The sequence below is a fragment of the Sorangium sp. So ce726 genome (assembly GCF_051521405.1).
Classification (GTDB): domain Bacteria; phylum Myxococcota_A; class Polyangia; order Polyangiales; family Polyangiaceae; genus Sorangium.
In genome coordinates this window covers 8,024,947-8,048,689 of record NZ_CP150349.1, presented here as the reverse complement: position 1 = coordinate 8,048,689, position 23,743 = coordinate 8,024,947, and the positions used below count along the sequence as shown (strand labels likewise).

At 71.8% G+C, this 23,743-nt stretch carries 15 protein-coding genes; 8 read left to right on the top strand and 7 right to left on the bottom strand.

The features are described 5' to 3' along the window. Positions 1–864: 864 nt before the first annotated feature. A complete protein-coding gene (gene cysS, locus WME79_RS29830) occupies positions 865–2,403 on the bottom strand; it encodes a cysteine--tRNA ligase (protein WP_437521740.1) in 1,539 nt (512 codons plus the stop codon). A gap of 236 nt (positions 2,404–2,639) precedes the next feature. Here cysS and WME79_RS29825 point away from each other — a divergent pair, with 236 nt between their 5' ends. After that, positions 2,640–3,710 carry a class I SAM-dependent methyltransferase gene (locus WME79_RS29825; RefSeq protein WP_437521738.1) on the top strand — a complete coding sequence of 357 codons (1,071 nt, stop codon included), beginning with the start codon at positions 2,640–2,642 and terminating at the stop codon, positions 3,708–3,710. Positions 3,711–3,754: 44 nt separating this feature from the next. On the opposite strand, the gene WME79_RS29820 is transcribed toward WME79_RS29825, so the two are convergent. Further along, the gene (locus WME79_RS29820) at positions 3,755–5,299 is read right to left on the bottom strand and encodes a serine/threonine-protein kinase (RefSeq protein ID WP_437521736.1); all 1,545 of its coding nucleotides are present in this window, start codon (positions 5,297–5,299) and stop codon (positions 3,755–3,757) included. A 223-nt stretch (positions 5,300–5,522) separates the two neighbouring features. Between WME79_RS29820 and WME79_RS29815 the strand changes: the two genes are divergently transcribed. Beyond that, on the top strand, positions 5,523–9,386 hold the full coding sequence (locus WME79_RS29815) for a serine/threonine-protein kinase (protein ID WP_437521734.1): 3,864 nt from the start codon (positions 5,523–5,525) through the stop codon (positions 9,384–9,386). A 227-nt stretch (positions 9,387–9,613) separates the two neighbouring features. Continuing rightward, the gene (locus WME79_RS29810; RefSeq protein ID WP_437521732.1) at positions 9,614–10,528 is read left to right on the top strand and encodes a hypothetical protein; all 915 of its coding nucleotides are present in this window, start codon (positions 9,614–9,616) and stop codon (positions 10,526–10,528) included. 55 nt (positions 10,529–10,583) lie between these two features. Here the strand turns inward: WME79_RS29810 and WME79_RS29805 are convergent, their stop codons facing one another. From WME79_RS29805 to WME79_RS29785, 5 genes are all read right to left on the bottom strand, one after another. Beyond that, positions 10,584–12,677 (bottom strand): protein kinase domain-containing protein, encoded by a 2,094-nt coding sequence (locus WME79_RS29805; protein ID WP_437521730.1) that lies wholly within the window; start codon positions 12,675–12,677, stop codon positions 10,584–10,586. Positions 12,678–12,788: 111 nt separating this feature from the next. Further along, on the bottom strand, positions 12,789–13,427 hold the full coding sequence (locus WME79_RS29800) for a hypothetical protein (RefSeq protein ID WP_437521728.1): 639 nt from the start codon (positions 13,425–13,427) through the stop codon (positions 12,789–12,791). A 26-nt stretch (positions 13,428–13,453) separates the two neighbouring features. Then, a complete protein-coding gene (locus WME79_RS29795) occupies positions 13,454–13,975 on the bottom strand; it encodes a hypothetical protein (protein ID WP_437521727.1) in 522 nt (173 codons plus the stop codon). 82 nt (positions 13,976–14,057) lie between these two features. Next, the gene (locus WME79_RS29790; RefSeq protein WP_437521725.1) at positions 14,058–15,155 is read right to left on the bottom strand and encodes a fibrinogen-like YCDxxxxGGGW domain-containing protein; all 1,098 of its coding nucleotides are present in this window, start codon (positions 15,153–15,155) and stop codon (positions 14,058–14,060) included. Between the two features lie 119 nt (positions 15,156–15,274). Then, positions 15,275–16,453 carry a PAS domain-containing protein gene (locus tag WME79_RS29785; protein WP_437521723.1) on the bottom strand — a complete coding sequence of 393 codons (1,179 nt, stop codon included), beginning with the start codon at positions 16,451–16,453 and terminating at the stop codon, positions 15,275–15,277. Between the two features lie 358 nt (positions 16,454–16,811). Here WME79_RS29785 and WME79_RS29780 point away from each other — a divergent pair, with 358 nt between their 5' ends. From WME79_RS29780 to WME79_RS29760, 5 genes are all read left to right on the top strand, one after another. After that, positions 16,812–17,711, top strand: coding sequence for a 1,4-dihydroxy-2-naphthoyl-CoA synthase (locus WME79_RS29780; RefSeq protein ID WP_012237941.1), 900 nt, complete (start codon positions 16,812–16,814; stop codon positions 17,709–17,711). 197 nt (positions 17,712–17,908) lie between these two features. Then, positions 17,909–19,840 carry a glycoside hydrolase family 9 protein gene (locus tag WME79_RS29775; protein ID WP_437521720.1) on the top strand — a complete coding sequence of 644 codons (1,932 nt, stop codon included), beginning with the start codon at positions 17,909–17,911 and terminating at the stop codon, positions 19,838–19,840. A 230-nt stretch (positions 19,841–20,070) separates the two neighbouring features. Then, complete coding sequence (locus tag WME79_RS29770) at positions 20,071–21,984, top strand: DEAD/DEAH box helicase (RefSeq protein ID WP_437521718.1); 1,914 nt, start codon at positions 20,071–20,073, stop codon at positions 21,982–21,984. Positions 21,985–22,325: 341 nt separating this feature from the next. Continuing rightward, positions 22,326–22,727 (top strand): DUF4398 domain-containing protein, encoded by a 402-nt coding sequence (locus WME79_RS29765; protein ID WP_437521716.1) that lies wholly within the window; start codon positions 22,326–22,328, stop codon positions 22,725–22,727. 17 nt (positions 22,728–22,744) lie between these two features. Continuing rightward, positions 22,745–23,716 (top strand): OmpA family protein, encoded by a 972-nt coding sequence (locus tag WME79_RS29760; RefSeq protein WP_437521714.1) that lies wholly within the window; start codon positions 22,745–22,747, stop codon positions 23,714–23,716. The last annotated feature ends 27 nt before the right edge of the window (positions 23,717–23,743 follow it).

The window sequence follows — 23,743 nt, the reverse complement described above, 5'->3', positions numbered from 1 at the left end:
AGTTGACTGCACGAGCGCCGTCCGGCCGCAGCTCGAGCTGCGGCCGCCGACGCGAACAGGCGTCTGTCTGACCCGACCGGGCTGTTCGGGTTTGGGCGCTGGTGCGGAGCACCCGATTGGCAATTGATATGCCCGGTCCCAGATCGAGATTTTCGCCTTGTCGCGTCGATCCCAGCGTGCCTGGGCATGTCGGCGGACTCCGACACTGGCACATCTGGCACACCCATTTTGCGACCCCAGGCGGGGGCTCGAGATCCAACAAGCACGCTTCCGACGCGTCCGAAGGGTGCGCAGCTGCGCGCGGCGACGAGGGACAACAAGGTTCCTTCTCGCAGCCGCACGTCCGTCGCACTTCGTCCTGACCGCAGCTCCGCCGTCTCGCGGTCATCCATTGCGCCGCTTCTATATGCCGCGCCGCGCCGCCACCTCCACGCATCGCGCCGCCATCTCAATGCATCGCGCCGCGCCGCCGTCGCGCTATCCCACCATCGCGCTATGCCGACATCTCTCTATAAGGAGGCGAGCCGCGGCCTATAAGGAAGCGAGCCGTGGCCTATGAGGCGGGCCGCAGACATCCCGTGTTGTGACGGCGCGCCGCCCTTTGCCGCCGCGGCGGTGTCCGTTGCCGAATCCCGGCGCGAAGCCGTCTCCGGCTCGCGCCCTCCGCCGCGCGGCTCCCCACCCCCGGCAAGTTTCCGCCGCGCGATCCTCTCCGCTCTTTCTCCGAGCTCTGATACACCCGTTAGCGGAGCTCTCCCGCACAGGAGACGGGCCCAGATCGGCGTTTTCGGCGCGGAGGCGTACTCAGGTACGCCGAGCACCGAAAACGTCGAAATGGGCCCGTATCCGAAGCGGGAGAGCTCCTCAGGAGAAGGACCAGCGGGGCCCGCTGGGGGTATCTTCGAGAACGACACCTGCTTCGGCCAGCAGGTTGCGGATGGCGTCCGCCTTGGCGAAGTCCTTCGCCTTCCGAGCCGCCTGGCGCATCGCGATCAGCCGATCGATCGCGGCGTCACCCCCGCGCCCGGCCGCGCCCTCGGCCGGGGCAAGCGCGTAGTCCGGAACGAGCTCCGGATAGAGCGCCGGCTCGGCGATCTCCACCCCGAACACCGCGAGGTGACGCACGATGGCCCGGTAGACCGCGAGCATCGACGGGCGATCCTCACACCGCTCGATCCCTGCCGAATAGAGCGCGCTCACGTAATCGAAAAATGCAGCCACAGCGTTCGGCGTGTTCAGATCGTCGTCCATCGCCTCGATGAAGCGCGCGATGAACCGCTCGGTGAGCTCCCCGAACTGGCCGTGAACGTAGTGGTGGCGCATCCTCGGGAACCGCTCTTCCTCGGGTCGCTGCGACGCGTACGCGCCCGGGGCGAGCGGAGCCTCTGTCGTTCCGCGCAGCTTTTCGGCGAGGACCGTCGCGAGCTTCTTGATGCGCGCATAGCCCTGAGCGGATTGCTGGAGCAGCTCCCAGCCGAACGGGAGCTTGCAACGGTAATGCTGCGTCACGAAGAACCACCGCGCCTCGTCGTGCCCGTGCCTCGACAGGAGCTCCTCGACGGAGATGACGTTCCCGAGGCTCTTCGACATCTTCACGTCCTTGAGATCGAGGTGCTCCGGGTGCAGCCAGTAGCGCACCCAGGGCCGCCCGCAGAGCGGCTCGCTCTGCGCGATCTCGTTCTCGTGATGAGGGAACATGTTGTCGATGCCGCCCCCGTGGACGTCGAAATGGTCGCCCAGGAGCGCCGTGCTCATCGCCGAGCACTCGATGTGCCAGCCGGGGCGCCCGGTCGGCCACCCGTCCACGCCGGTGCGCCAGCTCGGCTGGCCCTCGCCGGTCGGCTTCCAGAGGCTGAAGTCCGCCGGGTGCCTCTTCCGAGCGAAGTCCTCCTCGACGCGGCCGCTCGCCCCGACCTCCTGCTCGTCGACCTTGCGCCCCGAGAGCTCACCGTAGGACGCCCACGTGCCGACCTCGTAGAAGACCTCGCCGTTCACCGTGTAGGCGTGGCCCTTCTCGATCAGGCGCTTTGCCATGTCGACCTGCTCGTCGACGAAGTCGGTGGCGCGCGTGTAGACGGCGTAGTCCTTGATGTGGAGCTTGCGGCAGTCGCGCCGGAACGCCGCGATGTTCCGCTCGGCGACGTCGACGGCGCCCTCGCGCTCGCTCGCGCGCTGCATGATGCGATCGTCGATGTCCGTGTAGTTGATGATGCTCAGCACGTGATAGCCGCGGTACTCGAGGTAGCGGCGGAAGACGTCCCAGAAGCAGTAGGTGCGCGCATGGCCGATGTGCATCGGGGCGTAGACCGTGAGACCGCACGTGTAGATGCGCACGACCTTCGGCCGGGCGGAGACGAAAGGCTCCTTCTTCCTCGTGAGCGTGTTATGGACCTTGAGCGGCATCGGCCACCTGCGTGAGTGTGCGAGCACCCCCCGGGACCGCGTACGCTACCCTGGTCCCGCCGCTCGGTCAACGCGGAACCTCGCCGGTTTTCCCTGTGGTTTCGCGGTGTCTGCCTCGTTTGGCCTCGTTTGGCCTCGTTTTGCCTCGTTTGGCCTCGTTTGGCCTCGTTTTGCCTCGCCTTGCCGCGTCTTGCCACGTCTTGCGGCCGTCCTCCCTCCGGTCTACGCAACCGCGCATGCATATCACTTCAAGGACCTTGCTGTTCGTCCTCGCTGGCGCGCTGTCCGCCTGCGCGGGGAGCCCGCCGCCCGTCGAGAGCGCCCCGCCGCCCCCGCCGCCGGCCCCCACGCAGGCGCCGCCGGCCGCCGCGCCGGCCGCGCAGCCCGAGGCCGCGACGCCGCCCAAGGCGGACCCGGAAGCCGAGAAGAAGCAGGCGGAGCTCGCCAAGCTCGCCGAGGACACGAAGGCCATGGAGGCCAAGGCCGACAAGGAGGCGGCGCGGTTCGACGACGCGCTCAAGGCCGAGGTCAAGGCGCTCGCCGCGGCCAATTACCCGAGCGCGGGCGCCGCGCTGCGGGCGGCGCTCAAAGGGAAGTACCGCACCCCGGGCAACGCCGAGCGCGACGCCGCCCGGCACCCGGTCGAGAACCTGGAGTTCTTCGGCCTCAAGCAGACGAGCACGGTCATCGAGCTCGGGGCCGGCGAGGGCTGGTACACCGAGCTGCTCGCGCCGGTGCTCGCGAAGAAGGGCAAGCTCATCATCACGTCGTTCGATCCGAACGGCCCCGCGGACTCGCGCAACACGCTCTATGGCAAGCGTGTGAAGCGCATGATCGAGAAGTCACCCGAGCTGTTCGGCAAGGTCGATGTCGTCGTGATCGACCGCGACAGCCCGAAGCTCGGGATCGAGGGCAAGGCCGACCTCGTCATCGCCATTCGGGAGGCGCACAACTGGCACCGGAGCGGCAAGTTCGACGCCTACGTCGCCGAGGCGTTCAAGGCGCTCAAGCCGGGCGGCGTCTTCGGTGTCGTGGCGCACCGGGCGAAGCCCGACGCCAACCCCGATGAGAGCGCGAAGCAGGGATATCTCCCGGAAGCGTGGGTGATCCAGAAGGTCGAGTCGGCGGGCTTCAAGCTCGGCGGCAAGTCCGAGGTCAACGCGAACCCGAAGGACACGAAAGACTACCCGGAAGGGGTCTGGACCCTGCCGCCGAACTTCCGGCTCGGCGACAAGGACCGCGCGCGCTACGCCGCGATCGGCGAGAGCGACCGCATGACCCTGAAGTTCGTCAAGCCTGCCCGCTGACCCGCCCTGCGCCTGGCGCTCGCGGCCCCGCGAGCGCCGGGGCGCTACGCGGCGCGGCCCGGCGGCCGCACGAACACGCGGCGCATCGGGATCGTGGCGCCGGCGGCCCCCGAGACCCGGTGGGACAAGAAGGCGACGCCATCGAGCATCGCTGGCGACGCGTACACGCCCGGCTCCGCCGTCTCCGGGAGGCACGAGGAGAGCTCGAGGAGGTTCCCGCCCACCAGGGCGCCGTCCTCGGTGAGCACCGCGTCGCCGGCGTGGAGGCAGAAGCGGACGCTGATCCTGGGATCGCGCTGGCCCGGCCCGGCGAGCCGCGTGTGCAGCGCGATGGCGGCCGCGATCGCGCGCTGGCGCGCCTCCTCGGTGCCGCGCTCGTCGCGCCGAAGGGGCGCCGCGAGCAGCGCGCTGGTGCTCGTGATCGCGAGCGGCGAGAACCCCGAGGGCGCGAGCGCGGCCACGGCGTCCGGGACCACGGCCTCGAAATCGGCCAGGAAGGCGTCGGTGGGGGCCTCGAGCGCGCGGCTCTCGGCGAGGACCTCGACGAGCAGCCCGATGGCGAGGCGCCGGATGTGCCCCGCCTCCACCGCGCCGGTCCGCGCAATTCGCGCCGTCGCGGCCCGCACGTCGCCCAGGAACGCGGTGACGTCCGGGTGGCGGCCGGCGGGATCCTTGCTCATGGCCCGCACGACGATATCGTCGAACGCCGGGTCGACCGGCGCGTGCAGGCTCGGGCGGGGCGGCGCCTGGTGCAGGTGCAGGTGGCGCAGCACCGGGTACGTGGTCGCCAGGAACGGCATGGATCCCGCGATCATCGTGTAGAGCAGCGCGCCGAGCGCGTAGACGTCGGTCCGCATGTCGACAGGCCGGTTGAGGAGCTGCTCGGGCGACATGAACGCCGGGGTCCCCACGACGTGCCGTGACGACGTGAGCGAGAGATCCGTCGCGTCGAGCAGCTTCGCGATGCCGAAGTCGAGCAGCACGACCCTGAGCTCCCCGCCGTGCTCGCACAGGATCACGTTCGAGGGCTTCACGTCGCGGTGGATGATCCCGAGCGCGTGGACCGCGGCGAGCGCGCTGCAGAGCGGATCGAGGATCGCGAGCGCCTCGTCCGCCGAGAGCCGGCCGCGCGCGAACAGGTGCTGTTCGAGGCTCCTGCCCTGAAGGAGCTCCATCGCGTAGTAGGGCCGCCCGTCGTCGAGCCGCCCGACGTCGAGGATCTCCACGACGTTCGGGTGCCGGATCCGCCCGATCGCGTCCACCTCGCGCTGGAAGCGGAGCACCACGTCGGCGCGCGAGATCAGGTCGGCGTGCATGATCTTGACCGCCGCCGGCGCCCTGCTCGTCGCGTGCACCGCGCGGTGGACGACGCCGAACCCACCCTCGGCGATGACGCCGTCGAGGAGGTACTCGCCTGCCCGCAGCGCCGGGGCGCGCGGGGCGCCCGGACCGGCGCCCTCGCGATCGCGCGTGTCGGGCGTGTGTTGTTTCCATGTCCGCGACGTGACGACCGGCGGCTCGCCCGCCGCGGGGGCGTCGTCCGGCGGCGCGGCGGGGAACGGCTCATCGTTCTGGCCAGGGTTCTTCATGGGATATGCGACAGCCGCTTACTTCCTCAATGACAACTGCTGAGCCCGCGCATTACAGTATGCGTAAGCCGGTGTCGAATGCGACCCCGGCTGCCGGCAGACGAGCCGAATCATGCACCGTTGCTCCGTATGTCACGGGCGGCTCGCCACTGACGCTCCGTGCGTCAGAGATGGCTTTATCCCGCCGCCCGTCGAGCGTGACACCGTGGAGCGGGCGGCGCCCGTGATAGAGGGCTTCTCGCTGCTCGGGCCGCTCGGTCATGGCGGCTTCTCCGACGTCTGGGCCGCGCAGCAGGACTGCGATGGAGCGCCGGTCGCCATCAAGGTGGGGAAGCACGCGGCGTGGAACCTGGGCGAGCGGTTCCGGCGGGAGGCCGCGCTGCTCGAGCGCGTCGGCGTGCCGCACGTCCCGCAGCTGGTCGCTTGCGGCGAGCTCCCCGGGGGGCGGCCCTATCTCGTGATGGAGCGGCTCTTCGGCCAGACCCTCGCCGAGGAGCTGGCGGCGCTGCGCGCGCCGCTCGATCCGGACCGCGCCGCCGGGCGCGCGGACGCGATCCTCGCCGTGATCGAGGCGGCGCACGCGCGCGGCGTCATCCATCGCGATCTCAAGCCGGAGAACCTCTTCCTCCTCGGCTCGAGCGGGCGCGCAGTGCTGCTCGATTTTGGCCTGGCAAGGCCCGCCTCCGAAGGCGAGCCGCCGGTGGTGTCCGCCGGCGTGACGCGCGCCGGCGACATCGTGGGGACGCCGGAGTACATGGCTCCGGAGCAGCTCCGGGGCGACGCCGCGCGGATCGACGCGCGCGCGGACATCTATGCGTTCGGCGTGATCCTGTTCGAGCTGCTCACCCTGCGCCCGCCGTTCGTCGGCGGCGAGACGGCCGTCGAGCACGGCCACCTGGCGCTGCGCCCGCCGCGCCCGAGCGATTTCGTGGACGTCCCCGAGGGGCTGGAGGCGCTGACGCTCGCCTGCCTCGCCAAGGACCCGAGCCGCCGCCCGGACAGCGCCTCCGCGCTCCGGCGCACCCTGCACGCCCTGCGCGCGCGGCCTCGCGCCGACTCGATCCCGCCCCCGTCCGCGCCGCGATCGCAGCGGCAGGACGACGGCGCCGCGGCGGCCGTCGCCGAGGGGCGGCAGCCGGTCGCGCTGCTCTTCGCGGAGGGCAGCGCGGGGCCGGTGATCGCGGCGGTCGGCGGCCGCCGGGGGTTCGTCGCGCGGCAGCGGGGGCAGCGCTGCCTCGCCGTGTTCTCCGCGAGGGACGTCGACGATCCAGCCCGCGCCGCGCTGGCCGCGGCGCGCGACCTCGTGCTGAGCAGCGGCGCGCGGGTGGCGCTCCACCTCGCCAGCGTGCGCCTGCGCAGGATCGCCGGCGGGCTGCACGCCGCCTATGGCGCGCCGATCGAGCGCCCCGAGTCGTGGTTGCCGGCCGAGCCCTGGGGCAGCCTCGCGATGACCGAAGAGTTCGAGCGCGCGCTGCCCGACGACGAGGTCGTCCCCACGCCGCCGGGCGACCCGGAGAGCCTGCGCGAGCCGGCGTTGCTCGGCCGCGACGACGTGCTCTCGGCGCTCGCGACCAGCGCGACCGACGCCTTCGACGGGACGTGTCCCGGCCTGTTCACGCTCATCGGCGACGCCGGTCTCGGCAAGACGCGCCTCGCGGCCGAGGCGGCGAGCATCGCCGGCGTGCCGGTCCCGGACGCGCGCGTGGTGGCCGTGCGCGCGCTCCATCCCATCCACGGCGGCGCCGCGCAGGCCGTGCGCGCGCTCCTCTCCGTCGCGCTCGACGCGCCGAGGGAGAGCCCCGCCGACCCGCGGCGGTTCTGCGTGGAGCGGCTCGGCGAGTCGCTCGGCGGCGCGACGTGGGAGGCCGTCGCCGCGGCGCTCGGCTGGGCCGGGCCCCGCGGGGGGCGCCTGTCCGGGGAGGACCGCCACGGCCTGATGCTGGCGCTCGCCGAGGCGCTCCGCCGCGGGGCGCGCCGCGGCCCCCTGGCGGTGATCCTCGACGACGCCGACCAGGCGGACGACGTGCTGCTCGACGCGCTCGAGTACGCCACGCTCGACGGCGAGGGCACCCCCCTCTGGGTGGTCGTGACCGCGCGCCCTCGCCTCGATCAGGCCCGCCCCAGCTGGGGCCAGCGCAACCAGCGCCACACCCGCGTGACGCTCGCGCCCCTGGCGGAGGAGGCGGCGATGGATCTTGCGTCGCGCCTGCTCTTGCCGGCCGAGTACCCGCCGGCGGAGATCCTCCGCCGGCTGGCCGACTGGGCGGGGGGCAACCCGGATTGCCTGCGGCAGATCGTCCGCTCGCTCAAGCGCGCGGGCGTCGTGCGCCGGCGCGCCGGCGGCGGCTCGTACGTGGCGACCGCGGAGGTCGAGGCGCTGCCGCCCGCGCCGGCGTGGCAATGGCTCGCGGCGCAGAAGCTCGACGATCTGCCGCCGGAGCTCGCGACCTGCGCCCGGGTCTGCTCGGCGCTCGGCATGTCGTTCGATCGCGCCGAGCTCGAGGCGGTGCTGGACGGCCTGGAGCGCGCGGGCGGCGCCGGGGCGATGGTCGACGCGGGCTTCGGGCTCGCGGCCCTCGTCGAGCGGCGGATCCTGCTGCGCGACGGAGAGGGCCGCGGCGGCAGCGTGGACGACCGGCACGCGTTCCAGAACGCGGTCCTCCAGGAGGCGGTCTACGAGATGCTCGACCCGGCGCACCGCGCCGCGATCCACCGGAGCGCCCTCGCGTACTGGCGGGCGCAGGTGGCGGCCGGATCGACCGACGGCCTCCGCGCGCTCGCGCGCCACGCGGCCGTGTGCGGCGAGCGCGCCGAGGCGGCCGACGCCTACCTCGCGCTCGGCGATCTCGCGTCGGCGCGGCACGACGCCGTCGAGGCGGACCGGCGCTACGACGCCGCGCTTCAGAGCGCCGAGCCAGGCGACGCGCCCCGGCGCGCGCGCGCGCTCGCGGGCCGCGGCAGGAGCCGGTACCGGATGTGCCGCGTCCGGGAGGCGCGCAGCGATTTCGGCGACGCGCTCGCGCTGGCCGAGGCGCTCGGCGACGCGCAGGCGAGGGCGGGCCTCCTGCTCGAGGACGCGACCGTGCTCGACTGGGCCTTCGAGTTCGAGGCGTCGGCGCGGCGGGTGGAGGAGGCGCGGCCGCTCGTCGACGCGCGCGCGCAGGGCTCGCCCGAGCTCGCGCTGCGCCTCCGGGTCGCCGACGCCCGCACCTCGTGGCGGCGGGGGAGGATCGAGGAGGCCATCGCGGAGCTCACCGCGTGCGCCGATCGCGCGGCGGCGTCGGGAGACTACGACGCGCGTGTCCCTGCCCTGATCATGCTGTCGTTCCAGCTCGCGAGCGCAGGTCGCCGCGACGAGGCCGAGCGCGCCTCCGAGGACCTGATCGCCCTGGTCACGGCGGCCGGCGATCGATTTCACCTCTGCGGGGCGTACATCAACCGCATCGCGCTGTGGGTCTGGCGGTGGTCTCTGCCGGGCGCGGTCGGCGACCTGCGCCGCGCCGTGGATCTCGCGCGCGAGATCGGCAATCCGTGGCTGGAGAAGATGGCGTCGTACAACGTCGCCGTGCTGCTCCACTGGAGCGACAGGCAGCGCGAGGCGCTCGCGCTCCTGCGGCGCGCCCGGTGGCTGGAAGAGCAGGCCTCCGAGCGCCCGATGCCTCAGACGGCGATGATGCTCGCGCACATCCACCTCGCGCTCGACGAGTACGAGCAGGCCAGCCAGGTCGCCCTGTGGATCCAGCGATCCTGCGCCCTCGAGCCGGGCGACCTCACGGACTACAGCTTGCTCGAGCTCGTGCTCTCCGAGGTCGGGCTCCGGCCGGCACCTCCGTCCTCCCTCGCGTGGGGGGAAGCGATCCGGCTGGCGAAAGACCAGTCGATCGCCGAGCAGATGCTGATGTTGCTCTACTGGCGTGCTCGCATGGCGCTCCGTCGCGGACACCTGCGTGAAGCGGAGGAGGCCCTCGCGAGCGCGCGGGAGCGCCGCGGGGAGAGCCCCTTGTGGCTGTCCCGCTTCGTCGAGCTGGAGCGCGCGCTGGAGGAGAGGTCGCGGGCTCCGGACGCTCATCCACCCGTGCCGGACTGATGCGACCCTGTCGCGATAGGGTTTGTTCTGTGTCGTGCTCGGGCTGCCCCCTAGTTTTACACAACCGCTTCACACACCAGCTTCACACAACCGCCGTGTACCGATTTTCAGCATTGCGCGCCATCCTGGAAGATGGGAGACTGCCAATTTAAGGAAGATCGATATTGCTGGTCGATGTCTGATCCTGGCCCGTGCCTGGCTGCGCGACCACCTCGGAGGAGAGCTGAATGTTATCGACCCGTTTCATCGCGGTTGGGCTTCTTGGCGCCGGTGTGTTCACGGCGGGATGCGCCGCTCCGCTGGACACCGACCCCGACGCCCCGTCCGACACCGACCCGGTCGAGACGGCGGAGCTGCCCATACGGCGCACTGTGGTGCCCATCGGATGTAACGGCCTGCTCCCCAGAGACTTCTGGGCGCCGGCGAACCGCACGGCGTTTCGCGCGCTCGGCCAGCGCGCGCTCGCCGGCGCCAACAAGGTCGTGGCCCCGACGGCGCTGCTCGGCACCTCCGGCGGACAGAGCGTGCTCGACTACACCGTGCGCTGCGCGCTGTCCTCTGACCAGGTCGTCTACGGTCCGGACGGCCGTGAGTTCAACGGCTCCTTCGGGTTCGCGCCGGCATGGACCGAGCGTGCTCTGACCCCCTCGGAGCAGCGCTGGGTCTCGGCGTGCATCTTCCAGCACCTGAACGGCACCGGCGAGCATGTGGATATCTTGCTGCAGGGCAGCCACCCGGCCCTCGATGGCCCCTTGAACGAGGAGCCCTACACGGAGTTCGTCGTCCGCGACGCCACGATGTACGGGAACGCGTTCCTCTCCGGGACCATCGCCGGGTATGCCTGCATCGATCCCGATCTCACCGGGCAGGTCTCGGCGCTCTCGCTGAGCTGCCCGCTCGATCTCAGCCTCCTCTCGCTGGAGCGGCTCTGTGGGCACGTGCCGACGTGCGGTATCGCCTTCCTTGGGCTCTGCGATCTGACCTGCCTGGAGGACTTCTCCGGCAACCAGACGTGCCACACGCTGCCGCTGGTCGGGCCGCTCCTGGGGTCACTGCTCGGGCCGAGCTACTCGGAGACGATCCGGAGCGAGGTGCGCGACAGCGATCTCCTGCCGCTCTACGAGGGCTGCGGCCTGCTCTGAGAGGCGCCTCGGCGGGGCGGGGCCCGGATGACTGGAGGCGCGCCGCGCGCGCCGGTCACGTCCCGAGGCGCGTCTTCAGCTGCTGAATGGCGTCGGCGATCGCCTTGTCGTCGCGGAAGCAGCACGGATCGGTCCGCCTGCACCGCGCGCCGTGCAGCACCTGGAGCTCGAAGAGCATGCGCTCGTCCCCCTCGGCCGCGGCGCGGCCGAAGAGCGCCCGCTTGCCGCCGCAGCTGGCCCTGCGGAACGCGAAGAGGACGCGGAGCGCGGGGGTCGCGCGCGCCATCACGTCGGGCCGGGCCAGGATCTCGCTGGCGCGCCGGGCCGCCTTGGTGCCTCCGCGCGCGCGCACCAGGTCGAGCAGCACGTCCAGCCCGCCGCTGCCGAGCCGGTTCGTGAGCAGGTCGAAGACCTCGTCCGCCGCCGGATTGTCCTCCTCGAACCCGATGCCCGCCACGGTGGAGAGCACCTCTTCGCGCAGGCCCCTGCTCAGGGCGAGCTCCGGATCGGCCTCCGCGAGGGCCAGCAGCGACCGCGCCCCGAGCACCCAGTTCCTGGTCGCCACCGCCCGGCTGAGCTGCGAGCGCGGGGTCGGGGCGCCGCGGGCGTCGTCCTCGGGCGCCGCGCTCGCTGACGCGGGAGGGGGCGGCGCTGCCGGCGCCGGGGGCTCGACGGAGGCGACCGCGGGCGCCTCCGTGGTCGCCGCGGGCCGCCGGACGACGAGCCAGAGCGCGACGCCGATCGCGAGCGCTGCCAGGGCCGAGAGCGCCGCCGCGAGGGGCACCCAGCCCGGCGAGGCCGTGGGCCGGCCGTGCGCGCGCGCGAGCAAGGTTTTCCGGGGCCCCGGCCAGGCAGACGGCGCCTGAGCCCTGGGCGCCGCCTTCGCAGCCTGCTCGGCGGTCCCGCCCGCCGCGGTGGCACCGCTCGCCGTGGCCTGGCTCGCCGCGGTGCTCGCGCCCGCAGCGGTGCTCGCGCTCGCCGCGGTGCTCGCGCCCGCAGCGGTGGTTGCTCCCGCCACGGCGGCCCCGCTCGCCGCGGTGGTCCCTCCGGACGGGGCCTGCCCAGCCGCAGCGATCCCGCCCGCCGCCGGCGCCGCGGCGCGCGCGATCGCCGCGAGCCCCTCATCGAGCGCCGCGATGGCGTCGGCCGCCGTCTGGAAGCGGAACGACGGATCGTGTTCCATGAGCCGCATCACGGCCTGCTGGACCTCGTAGGGCACCTCCAGATCCGGCGCGCGCGCTCGGAGGGCCGGCGGACCATCCGGCCCCTGCTGCTTGAGCCGCTCCACCACGTTCTTCGTGTTGAAGGGGTGCTGACCGGTGAGCATCTCGTAGAGCACGAGCCCGAGCGCATACAGATCCGCGCGCGCGTCCACCGCGTCCATCCCGCGCAGCGCCTCCGGCGCGAGGTACGCGAGCGTGCCGAAGACCTCGCCGGCGCTGGTCAGGGCGGGGCTCGGCGTCGCCGTCTTGCGGCTCTGGCTGGACAGGAGATCGACGTTCACCTTCGCGAGCCCGAAATCGATGAGCCTGACCTGATCGTGCGCGTCGAGCAGGACGTTCTGGGGCTTCACGTCGCGGTGGACGATGCCCTTCTCGTGCGCCGCCGCGAGCGCCGACGCGATCTGACGCGCGATGCGGAGCGCCCGCGCGGGCGGGAGCCGCCCCCCCGCGATCGCTTCCTTGAGCGGCGTGCCCTCGACGTACTCGAGGACGAGGAAGAACGACGCGTCGTCCAGCTGACCGAAATCGATGGCGGCGACGACGTTCGGGTGCCGGATGTGCGCTCCCGCGACGGCCTCGCGCTCGAACCGCGCCACGAGCTCCGGCATCCGCCGGGCGAGGGGACGGAGCAGCTTGATCGCGACCTGCTTGCGGAGGTGCACCTGCTCGCCGCGGTAGACGGCGCCCATCCCGCCCTCCCCGATGAGCTCGTGGACGCGGTAGCGCCCCGAGATCAGGCTCCCGATCAGCGGGTCGGCGCCCGTGCTCCCGGCCGCCGCCGCCTCGATCGCCTCGATGTCCTCGGTGAGCGCCGAGCTCGAGAGCTCCTCCATGGGCTGCGCGGCCGGCGCGCCGAGCCTCGGGACCGTGACGTCCTCGACCAAGGCCGAGCCGAGCGTCTCTTCGGATCGCGGCGTCTCCGGCATGCGGCGCAGGATATCAGGTCGGCCGGCGTCGCGGGGAAGCGGTGAGGAGGCGCTCTACGGGCGGGAGGGGCGCGGGAGCGCGCGACGCGGGTGTCCGCGAGCGCGCGAAATTCACAGGAGGAACGAGACGCCCAGCGAGAACGCGGGGTATCCGAGGCGCATCGTGAGCGTCACGTTCTCCGTGAAGTGGAAGCGCCCGCCGACGAAAAGGGCCGGTGAGACCCCGAGGACCCCGTCGCGGCCCACGTCGCCGAGATACAGCGACAGCCCGGGCTCGCCGAAGACCGACCACTTCCGGTGGAGCCAGAAGTTCCACTGCATCACGACCGAGCCGAACACGTAGTTCGACGGCGCCCCGTACCGGTCGACCTCGGTGCAGATACGCGTGCCCGCGGGCCCATTCTCGAAGCGGGTGCACTCGCCGCGGTAGTCCGCGTTCCCGCCGTAGTGGATGCCGTCAAGGCCAAAGCCGATCCCGACCGAGTCGTTGATGCGCTTGATGAAGCCGTCGGGCGCGATGTCGATGGTGGCGCGGAACCCGGCCCCGAGGCCGTTCCCGGCGCCGGGGCCGCCGAGCGGCTCGAACGGCGTGATGAGGAGGTGCGGCTCCAGCTCGACCTTGTAGTCGGGGCGATCGCCGGGGCGCTTGATCGTCATCTGCGCCTCGCCGACCTCGGCCCACCCGATCGTCAGCGCCGCGAACGAGAGCGCGGCGGCCAGGAGGCGCGGCGCGCGAAGCTGCGAAGTCATCGCTCTCTGCATCGGTCTCGGTCTCCTCAGCATCCGCCGCACGAGCGCGAGCCGTCCGGGCACATGACCGCAGCCTCGCCGCCGGGGCAGGTGACGCGGCACTCGCCGCCCACGTTGTCGCAGAACACCTGGCATGAGCCCCGGCACTCGACCTCGCAGGTCGCCACGTTCCGGCAGGTCACGACGCTGCTCGAGCCGACGATGACGCCGCACCGGCTCGTGTCGTGACACTCGTACCGGCAGTCGCGATCGCAGATGGCCCCGCACGCCGCCGTGTTATGGCAGTTGAGGTCGCAGTCGTCCCCGCAGGAGGCCGAGCACTCGTCGACATCGAAGCACTCGAACGAGCACCCGTGCTCGCAGACGGCGCCGCAGCGATCCATCTGGAAGCAGCGCTGGTCGCAATAGTCACCGTCGCAGCCGAGGTAACACTCATCCCCATTGGAGCACTCGCACGCGTCTCCCTCCACGCAGGCGCCGCTGTTCCAGCAGCTCGCCAGGCAGAGGCTCGCGAAGAGCGTCAGCAAAGTCAGTGCATAGAAGCGCATGGCCGGGCGAGCATACCCGAGCCTCTCGGAAATTGTCACGAAATCCGCGGAGGTACGCGCGAGGTACGCCTGAGGGCCCGGCTCACCACCGTGTCCAGCGAGAGATTCGCCGCACCCGGGTATACCGCGTATTGTCGTTCGCAAGCCCGACCCGCTCCGCGATGTGCGTGCCGAGGTGGGGACCCCAGCCGCCGTCGTCCTGCGGCACGTCCGCGTCCGCGCCGAGGTTGTATTCCCAGCACTGCGCGTAGTGCTGCGTGACATTCAGGGATTCGACCGCGCAGTTATTATCCGGGGCAGTGTCACCGTCGTGGTCGCGCGACGACCACCCCGAGAGGAACTGGGAGAAGTAGACGTTGGCGTCCCCGGAGCGGTGCGACGGGCGGATGAACTTCATGGTGGTCGTGTCGATGCCTTCGGCGGTCGCGCGCATGACCTCCGCGACGGTGCCCGCGACATCCACGATCTCGTCGCGGTACTCTCGCCCGACGAGGTAGAGGGAGCCCCTGTAGAAGTTCCGATCGAGCGCCGGCTCGCCCTTGGTGCCGAGCCGCTCTGCGTACGGGATGTCCCAGAACGACAGCGTCGCTCCCTCCGCCGAACCGACGCTGTTGTAGACGAGCGCCCACCCGCTACCGTCCGTCTCCAGATCGCACACCACGGGGAACTCCGGATCTCCCCCGGCCCCGTCCAGATCGAGGGTGTACACGCCGCTCGGCGCGCCGCGGGGGACGTCGGCGCACCGGGCGTAGGCGCACCCCTTGTTGACCGCGCCGTCGCAGTCCTCGTCCCCGGCGGTGTCGCAGCGCTCGGGCGAGGGCACCACCGCTCCGGCGCACGGGCCGTACCCGTTCCCTTCGTCGTCGCAGATCTTCACCCCGGCGCGGCAGGGTCCGCGGTTCAACGTGTCCGGCGACCCCTCGTAACAGGCCTCCTGGCGGCCCGGCTCGCACCCGCCCCCGCCGGTCGACGCTGAGCCGCCGCCGGCGCTCGAGGCCGTGCTGCCCTCGCCGGCGCTCCCGGCCGAGCCGCCGCCGGCGCTCGACGCCGAGGCGCTCCCGCCGCCTCCGGCGTCGTCGTCTCCGAACCTCCGCACCCTGGTCGAGCAGGCCGACACGGCGGTGAGCAACACGATGGCTGCGCAGCAGGCTCCTGCGACCGAACCTTGGCCGAGCGACATGCGACCTCCACGGACACGAACACACGCCACGCGGCCTTATACACCAGCCCCCCCGGCGCGTGCATCCGTCCCGCGCGGTCGGCTGCTCCGCCGCTGCGCGCTGGCACGTTTCCGACGTTTTATTGGGCGAGGGCCCGTGGCGCGCCCTGGTCGCTTTGTAACGCAAAGGCGATGGCGCTCTGGAGCGTGCTCTTGGTCAGGAGGCCGGCCAGGTCGAGCGAGAGCCCGACGAGCGTCTGCGCCACCGCTGGCCGGATGCCGGTCAGGATCGTCCGTGCGCCGAGCAGCTGCAGCGCCTTCGCTGTGTCGACGAGCCCGGCGGCGACCCGCGTGTCGATTTCCTTGAGCCCTGTCACGTCGAGGATGACCACCTGAGCCTGGGTGGACTGGACTCCGGCGAGCGCGGCCGACATCACCTGATCGATCCGCTCCGAGTCCATCTGGCCCACGAGGGGCATGACCATGATGCGATCGGTGATCGGCATGAGCGGCGTCGACATCGCCTGCATCGTGTCGCGGAGCCGCGCGAGCGTCCGCTCGAGCTTGTCGAGCAGCTCCCTGTAAGGCGTGACGTCGTGGGCGGTGCCATAGACGAGGCGGCGCGATGGCTCCTCGGCCGCGTCCAGGTGCGCGGTCCACGCGAGCCACTTGTAGGAGCCGTCCTTGCACGCGTACCGGTTGTCGAACTTGATGGTCGTGTGGCCCTGGAAGAGCGCGGCGGCCTCGGCGAGCGTGGCCTCGCGGTCGTCGGGATGGACGAACTCGATGAACGGCTTCGCGATCATCTCCGAGGGGGACCAGCCGAGGGTGCGCTCCCAGGCCGGGTTGGCGTGGCGGAAGTACCCCTCTGCGTCCAGGGTCACGAGCAGGCCCACGGACACACGGAACAGCTTCTCGTAGACCGTGGTCAGCTCCGTCGCCTGCGTGAGCTGCGCCGTCCGCTCCCGGTCGCTCGTCAGGTCGAGCGCCGTGGCGACCATGAGGCGTTCGGAGGGCGCTTCGTCCATGTCCACTCGGGCGGTCCAGCCGAGCCACCGGTACGAGCCGTCCTTGCACACATAACGATTGTCGAACCGGCCGTTCGCACGACCCTGGAAGAGGGCGGTGGCCTCGGCGAGCATGGCCTCGCGGTCGTCGGGGTGGACGAGCTCGATGTATGGCCTGGCCCTGAGCTCGTCGAGGGACCAGCCGAGGGTCTGCTCCCAGGCAGCGCTCAGATCACGGAAGTAGCCACGCGCGTCCGCGGTGGCCAGGAGTCCTGACGAGACCTGGAAAAGTCGTTCGTAGCTCAAGCCCATGTCGTCTCCCGCGCGGGCAGGCAGATGCGCGCCCGTCGTCGAGGCCGCCCGCAATCAGCGATTCTCCTGTCCGAACGCCGGCGAGTGCCGCCCGCGCCGCCTGGCCAGTGCGCGAACGCGCAATTTCCAGGCGGCGCGACGTCGACCTCACCGCGCGTCGAAGCCTGCTTGTCCACGAGAACGGCTTATGTGTCAAGGGTATCGGGAGGCTCGCTAGCGGGCGTGCAGGGCCGGCTGCGCCAGCAGGGACGCCCGGGTCTGGCGAACACGCGCGCGCTCGGATGTCCCCACTGTCATGTCGCCGAGGTTGCCAGCCCACGATGAGGCGAGTACGGTCCGCGCCCCAAAGGAGTGGACCATGACCGTCTCTGCGATTTTCAACCCGGCGCGCTGGCGTGAGGTCGATGGGTTCTCGTTCGAGGATCTCACCTATCACCGCGCCGTGGACCAGGGCACCGTCCGCATCGCGTTCAACCGACCTGAGGTCCGCAACGCGTTTCGTCCCCGCACCGTCGATGAGCTGTACACCGCGCTTGAGCACGCGCGCACGACCTCGGACGTGGGTTGTGTGCTGATCACCGGCAACGGGCCTTCGCCGAAGGACGGCGGCTGGGCGTTCTGCTCCGGCGGCGATCAGCGCATCCGCGGGAAGGACGGATACAAATACGAGGGCGAGAGCGCGGGGCAGGCCGACCCGGCGCGGCTCGGCCGGCTCCACATCCTGGAGGTGCAGCGGCTCATCCGGTTCATGCCCAAGGTCGTCATCGCGGTGGTGCCCGGCTGGGCGGCGGGCGGCGGCCACAGCCTCCACGTGGTCTGCGACATGACGCTGGCGAGCCGCGAGCACGCGATGTTCAAGCAGACGGACCCGGACGTCGCGAGCTTCGACAGCGGGTATGGCTCGGCGCTGCTCGCGCGGCAGGTCGGGCAGAAGAAGGCGCGGGAGATCTTCTTCCTCGGGCTCGATTACACGGCGGAGCAGGCGGCGGCGATGGGGATGGTCAACGCCGTCGTCCCTCACGCGGAGCTCGAGGAGGAGGCGCTGCGGTGGGGGGCGATCATCAACTCGAAGAGCCCGACCGCGATGCGGATGCTGAAGTACGGCTTCAACCTGCCTGACGAGGGGCTCGTCGGACAGCAGCTCTTCGCCGGCGAGGCGACGCGGCTCGCCTACGGCACGGAGGAGGCGAAGGAGGGGCGAGACGCTTTCCTGGAGAAGCGTCGTCCGGACTTCACCCGTTATCCCTGGCACTACTGACGACGACGCGCCGCCCGCTCCCACGCCAGGAGCCCACATTCGCGCTTGACACCGACATCCACTTCATTGATGGTGGCGGCGCTGTAACATTCCGCGCGCGCCGTCTGGTCGCGCGGCTTCAACTTTACCTGGAGATACGCATCATGCTTTGTCTTTCGGCTGCGAAGTCGGCTCGTCGGGAGCGTTCTTGGCTGTGGTTGGGAGGGTCTCTTCTTCTGGCGCTCGCGGGCGGCCTCACCGCTCTTGGCTGCGGCGACGGCAACAGCTCCTCGGGCGGCGCGGGGGCGTCGGGCGGCGAGGGGGGCGCGGGCGGCGCGGGGGCTTCTAGCGGCACGGGCGCTTCTGACGGCTCGGGTGGCGCGGGCGGCGAGGCGCCGATCGAGACGGTGCCGCCGTCGGGCACCGAGCTGATCCGCGTCAACCAGGTCGGGTACCTGCCGGCCGCCGCCAAGGTCGCCACGGTCGTCGCCGCGGCCGACAAGCCGCATGCGTGGGAGCTCGTCGACGCCGGCGGCGCGGTGGTCGAGAGCGGGGCGACCCGGGTGGTGGGCGACGACGCGAGCTCCGGCGAGCACGTGCACACCATCGACTTCAGCGGCTTCACCACCCCCGGCGAGGGGTACGTGCTCCGTGTCGGGGAGGTGTCGAGCCACCCGTTCGACGTGGGCCCGACCATCTATTCTCAGATGAAGTACGACGCGCTCGCGTACTTCTATCACAACCGTTCTGGCATCGAGATCCTGGCGGAGTATGTCGGCGCTGCCCACGCGCGCCCGGCGGGGCACCTGCCGGACGAGGCCCCTTGCGGCGCGGATATCGGCTGCACGTACACGCTCGACGTCACCGGCGGGTGGTACGACGCCGGCGATCACGGCAAGTACGTGGTCAACGGCGGTATCTCCGCCTGGACGTTGCTGAACCAGTACGAGCGCTTCGTCGCGCTCGGGTCCACGGCGGACGACTTCGGCGACGGCAAGCTGAAGATCCCCGAGAACGCGAACCAGATCCCCGACCTCCTCGACGAGGCCCGGTGGGAGATCGAGTTCATGCTCGCGATGCAGGTGCCGGAGGACCAGGCCAACGCGGGCATGGTGCACCACAAGATCCACGACCTGGAGTGGACCGGCCTGCCGATGCCGCCGCACGAGGATCCGCAGCCGCGCTTCCTGCGCCCGGTCAGCACGGCGGCGACGCTCAACCTGGCCGCCACCGCGGCCCAGGCCGCGCGCATCTGGCGCGAGCTCGATCCCGCGTTCTCGGCCCAGTGCCTCGAGGCCGCGACGCGGGCGTGGACCGCGGCGAAGGCGAACCCGAAGGTCGTGCCGAACGAGAGCGGCGTCGTGGGCGGCGGCGGCTACGGGGACGCCGAGCTGAGCGACGAGTTCTACTGGGCGGCCGCCGAGCTCTTCCTCACCACGGAGGACGCCGCGTATCAGGCCGAGCTCGCGGCGTCGCCCTTCAGCGAGGAGCTCGCCGGCGTGGACGGCACGTTCAGCGCCATGACGTGGGGACAGGTCGACGGGCTGGGCGCCATCTCGCTCGCCGTGGTCGAGGCCCAGCATGCCGCGGCGGAGCGTGAGGCGGCCCGGATCAAGCTGATCGCCGTCGCCGACAAGTACCTCGAGGCCCTCGGGGCGGAGGGGTACCGGGTGCCCTTCAAGGCGGACGAGAGAGGGTATCCCTGGGGCTCCAACTCCTTCGTGCTCAACAACATGCTGGTCCTGGCGCTCGCTCACGACTTCACCGGCGAGCAAAAGTACTTCGACGGCGTGGCGTCGGGCGCGGATTACCTCCTTGGGCGCAACCCGATGGACAAGTCCTACGTCTCCGGTTACGGCGAGAACCCGCTCCAGAACCCGCATCATCGCTTCTGGGCGCACCAGCTGGACGCGTCGTTCCCTTCCGCTCCGCCGGGCGCGGTCTCCGGTGGGCCGAACTCCGGGCTGGAGGATCCGGTGGCGAAAGAGGCGCTCGACGCGACGGAGGACCGCGCGAAGTGCGTCCCGCAGAAGTGCTACATCGACCACATCGAGGCGTGGTCGGCGAACGAGATCACGATCAACTGGAACAGCCCGCTCGCGTGGACGGTGGCCTGGCTGGACGAGAAGGCCAAGGCGAGCGCCCAGTGACCAGGAGCGCGGTGGTGGCGCACGTTGACTGAAGGTGGGGGCTTTTGAACCGCCAAGGCGCCAAGGACGCCAAGAAAATCTAATAATATTGGCGTCTTATGGCGCCTTGGCGGTTCCATCATCCCGGCAGGGCGGGGGAGTTCCCCCACCACCCGGAGCGCCGTGCAGCCGCGCTGGATACGCGATTGGCCGCGACAACCGTCCAGCTTCTGCTAGGTTGCGCGGCTTTCATGAATCCAGCCTCATCGCTCGACGCCTTGCCCGCGCCGCTCGCGGGCGCCCTCGCCCGCCGCGGCTTCACCTCCCTCACCTCCGTCCAACAGGCCGTCCTCGCCCCTGAGCTCGCCGGGCGGGACCTTCGTGTCTCGTCGCAGACCGGCTCCGGAAAGACCGTGGCCATCGGCCTCGCGCTCGCCCCCCGCCTCGAGCGCGCCCTCGCCGAGCGCGCCGCCGCGGCTGCGCCCGACGGCGCGCCCCGCACCGCGGCGGCTCCGGCCGCGGTGATCATCGCGCCGACGCGCGAGCTCGCCGCCCAGATCGCCGGCGAGCTCAGCTGGCTGCTCTCGCCCCTTGGCGCGCGCGTCGCGTGCGTCACCGGCGGCACCAGCTTCGGCGCCGAGGCGCGCTCGCTGCGGCGCGACCCCCTGGTCATCGCCGGGACGCCCGGCCGCCTGCTCGATCACCTGGAGCGCGGGACCCTCGATCCGCGCGGCGTCCTTGCCCTCGTGCTCGACGAGGCGGACCAGATGCTCGACCTCGGCTTCCGCGACGACCTCGAGGCGATCGTCGGCAAGATGCCCGCGGATCGCCAGACCCACCTCGTGTCGGCCACCTTCTCCCGCGAGGTCCGCGCGCTCGCCGATCGCTTCCAGCGGGACGCGGTGAGCGTCGAGGGCACACGCCACGGCGCCGCGAACGGCGACATCGCCCACGTCGCCCACCTCGTGCTGCCGGCGGAGCGCGACGCGGCGGTCGTGAACCTGCTGCTCCTCGCGCCCGGCGAGCGCACGCTCGTCTTCGTGCGCACCCGCGAGGGCGCCGCCGAGCTCGCCGACAAGCTCACCGCGCTCGGCCTGCCCGCGCGCGCCCTGAGCGGCGACCTCGAGCAGCGCGAGCGGACGCGCACGCTCGACGCGTTTCGCTCGGGCGCCATCACGACCCTCGTCGCGACCGACGTGGCCGCGCGCGGCATCGACGTCCCCGAGGTCGGGCGCGTCATCCACGCCGATCCCCCGGGCGATCCCGAGATCTTCACGCACCGGAGCGGCCGCACCGGCCGGGCGGGCCGTAAGGGGACGAGCGTGCTGCTCGTCGCGCCGTTCGCGCGAGAGCACGCGCTGAGGCTGCTCCGGCGCGCGCGCGTCGAGGCCACGTTCCGGCCGGCGCCGTCGCCGGAGGACGTGCTCCGCGCCGCCGACGAGCGGCTCGCCGCCGAGCTCGCCGTGGCGCGCCGGGAGGGCGCGGCTGCGGGCGATGCGGCCGAGGTCAACGCGGCCGAGGTCGACGCGGCCGCGGTCGACGCGAACGTGCGCGGCCCGCGCGAGGCGTCCGGCCCCGCGCCCGAGGCGCGGCACAGGGAGCTCGCTGCCCGTCTGCTCGCGGACATGGACGCGACCGAGCTCGTCGCGGCCCTCCTCGCGCGGGCGAAGCACACCGGCCCCTGCGCTCCGCAGCCGGTCACAGCCGTCGCGCCGCCCCGGTCCGAGCCGCCTCCGTCGCGCGCCCGGCCGTCGGCGCCGCCCTGGTCCGGGGCGCCGTCGCGCGCCCGGCCGTCGGCGCCGCCCTGGTCCGGGGCACCGTCGCGCGCCCGGCCGTCGGCGCCGCCCTGGTCCGAGGCACCGTCGCGCGCTCGCCCCGCCGCTCGTCAAGGCAACGGGGAGCAGCCCCCGCGCCTCCCCTTCGTGCCTTTCCAGGTCAACTGGGGGGAGCGCCACGGCGCGGACCCCCGGCGCCTGCTCGCCCTCGTGTGCCGCCGCGGCGGCGTGTCGAGCCAGCAGATCGGCGCGATCCGTATCGGCTCCACCGCGTCCGTCGTCGAGGTGGCCTCCCCGGCCGCGCCCGAGTTCGCGCGCGCGGTCAACCAGCCCGACGCGCGTGACGCGCGGATCCGCATCGTCCGCGCGAGCTCGATGCGCGTCGACTAGTACGCCCGCGAGAAGGCCGGCTGGTACGCCCGCGAGAAGGCCGGCCACGGATCCCGAGAGAGATTCGACGCAAAGGCGCCAAGAGCGCAAAGACGCAAAAATTCACGACAATTGTTCTTTCTTTTGCGCCCTTGCGTCTTTGCGCCTTTGCGTTGAACTCTCTCTCCGCTTGCAAGGCAGGTCCCTGGCAGGCTTCCTGACCCGCGGTACCAGCGCCACTGCGGGAAGTGAGCATGCCGCGCCGCGACGCGCGCTGCGCACCCGCGCTACGGCTGTGATCGCCTGCGAGGGCGTGGGGTTTCCTGATTTCTCGGAGACCTCGGGTGTTGTACAACGGCCGGGTGAACCGAAGCTCGAACAACAAGCCACCCCTACGCCGCCTCGCGAGCCCGGCCGCGGTGCTCGCTGCAGTGCTCGGTCTTGCCCTCGCCGCGTGCGGCGGTACCGTGCCTCCGCCGAACGACCAGCTCGCCTCGTCCCAGGCCGCGATCCGCGCGGCCGACGAGATGGGCGCCGGGTCCGACCCCCAGGCCACCCTCCACCTGAAGCTCGCCCGCGAGCAGCTCGAGAAGGCCAAGCAGCAGATGCAGGCGGAGGACAACGAGTCTGCCACCCGCCTCCTCCAGCGCGCCGAGGCCGACGCCGAGCTCGCGCTGGCGCTCGCGAAGGTGCGCTCCACGCAGGCCGAGGCGCAGGAGGCGCTGAAGCAGGTCGACAAACTGAAGCAGACGGGGGTCAAGTGAAGCGAGAGGTGATGGTGATGGCTTCTCAGGTGAAGAACCCGTCCTGGCCTGCCCGGTCTCTCGCCCTGTGCGCCGCGCTCTACGCGGCGTCGGGGTGCGGCGCGGCGGTCCCGCCGAAGGAGCTCGTCGACGCCCGCGCGAGCTACAGGCGCGCGGCGGAAGGCGCCGCCTCGCGCCTCGCGCCCGCCCAGCTCGACACGGCGAAGCAGGCGCTCTCCCGCGCCGAGGGGGCGTTCGGCGAGGACCCCGAGTCCCCGCAGACGCGCGATCTCGCGTACATCGCCGACCGCCAGGCCCAGGAGGCCGAGGCGGCGGCGGCGCTGCTGCAGGCGCAGCGCGACAAGGCCGCGGCCGAGGACGCCTTCAAGGACCTCTCGCAGCAGCAGCTCGCCAACGCGAGGGAGGCGCTGCACAGCGGCCAGCAGCAGATCGAGCGCGAGCGGCACGCGCGCGCCCAGGCCGAGACCGCGCAGCAGCAGGCCGAGAGCGCGCGGCAGCAGGCCGAGAGCGCGCGCACCGCGGCCGAGAAGGGCCGCCAGGAGGCCGAGGCGGCGCGGCGGGAGGCCGAGCGCGTCGCGAACGCGGCGCTCGCGAGCCTCAAGGAGATCGCTGCGGTGAAGGAGGAGAAGCGCGGCGTGGTCATCACGCTCTCCGGCGCGGTGCTCTTCGCCTCGGGCAAGTCCGATCTCCTGCCGATCGCCAAGGAGAAGCTCAACCAGGTCGCGGCCACGCTGAAGGACCAGGGGTCGCCGCCCATCAGGATCGAGGGGCACACCGACTCGACCGGCTCCGCCCAGGCGAACCGCAAGCTCTCGCAGGAGCGCGCCGACGCCGTGAAGGCCCACCTCATCACGGCGGGGCTGCCCGGGGACAAGATCGCGACCGTGGGCCACGGGCCGGACCGCCCCGTGGCGGACAACACGAGCACCGAGGGCCGGGCCAACAACCGGCGCGTCGAGATCATCGTCAATCCCACCACCCAGCAGTAGAAGCGCCTGCCCGGCACGGTTGTGCCG

Bases quoted from the DNA above. Each gene is read 5' to 3' on its own strand.
- WME79_RS29770 (WP_437521718.1), top strand. From the start codon at position 20,071: ATGAATCCAGCCTCATCGCTCGACGCCTTGCCCGCGCCGCTCGCGGGC.
- WME79_RS29780 (WP_012237941.1), top strand. From the start codon at position 16,812: ATGACCGTCTCTGCGATTTTCAACCCGGCGCGCTGGCGTGAGGTCGAT.
- WME79_RS29790 (WP_437521725.1), bottom strand. From the start codon at position 15,155: ATGTCGCTCGGCCAAGGTTCGGTCGCAGGAGCCTGCTGCGCAGCCATC.
- WME79_RS29810 (WP_437521732.1), top strand. From the start codon at position 9,614: ATGTTATCGACCCGTTTCATCGCGGTTGGGCTTCTTGGCGCCGGTGTG.
- WME79_RS29805 (WP_437521730.1), bottom strand. From the start codon at position 12,677: ATGCCGGAGACGCCGCGATCCGAAGAGACGCTCGGCTCGGCCTTGGTC.
- WME79_RS29785 (WP_437521723.1), bottom strand. From the start codon at position 16,453: ATGGGCTTGAGCTACGAACGACTTTTCCAGGTCTCGTCAGGACTCCTG.
- WME79_RS29760 (WP_437521714.1), top strand. From the start codon at position 22,745: ATGGCTTCTCAGGTGAAGAACCCGTCCTGGCCTGCCCGGTCTCTCGCC.
- WME79_RS29800 (WP_437521728.1), bottom strand. From the start codon at position 13,427: ATGACTTCGCAGCTTCGCGCGCCGCGCCTCCTGGCCGCCGCGCTCTCG.
- WME79_RS29820 (WP_437521736.1), bottom strand. From the start codon at position 5,299: ATGAAGAACCCTGGCCAGAACGATGAGCCGTTCCCCGCCGCGCCGCCG.
- WME79_RS29825 (WP_437521738.1), top strand. From the start codon at position 2,640: ATGCATATCACTTCAAGGACCTTGCTGTTCGTCCTCGCTGGCGCGCTG.
- cysS (WP_437521740.1), bottom strand. From the start codon at position 2,403: ATGCCGCTCAAGGTCCATAACACGCTCACGAGGAAGAAGGAGCCTTTC.
- WME79_RS29795 (WP_437521727.1), bottom strand. From the start codon at position 13,975: ATGCGCTTCTATGCACTGACTTTGCTGACGCTCTTCGCGAGCCTCTGC.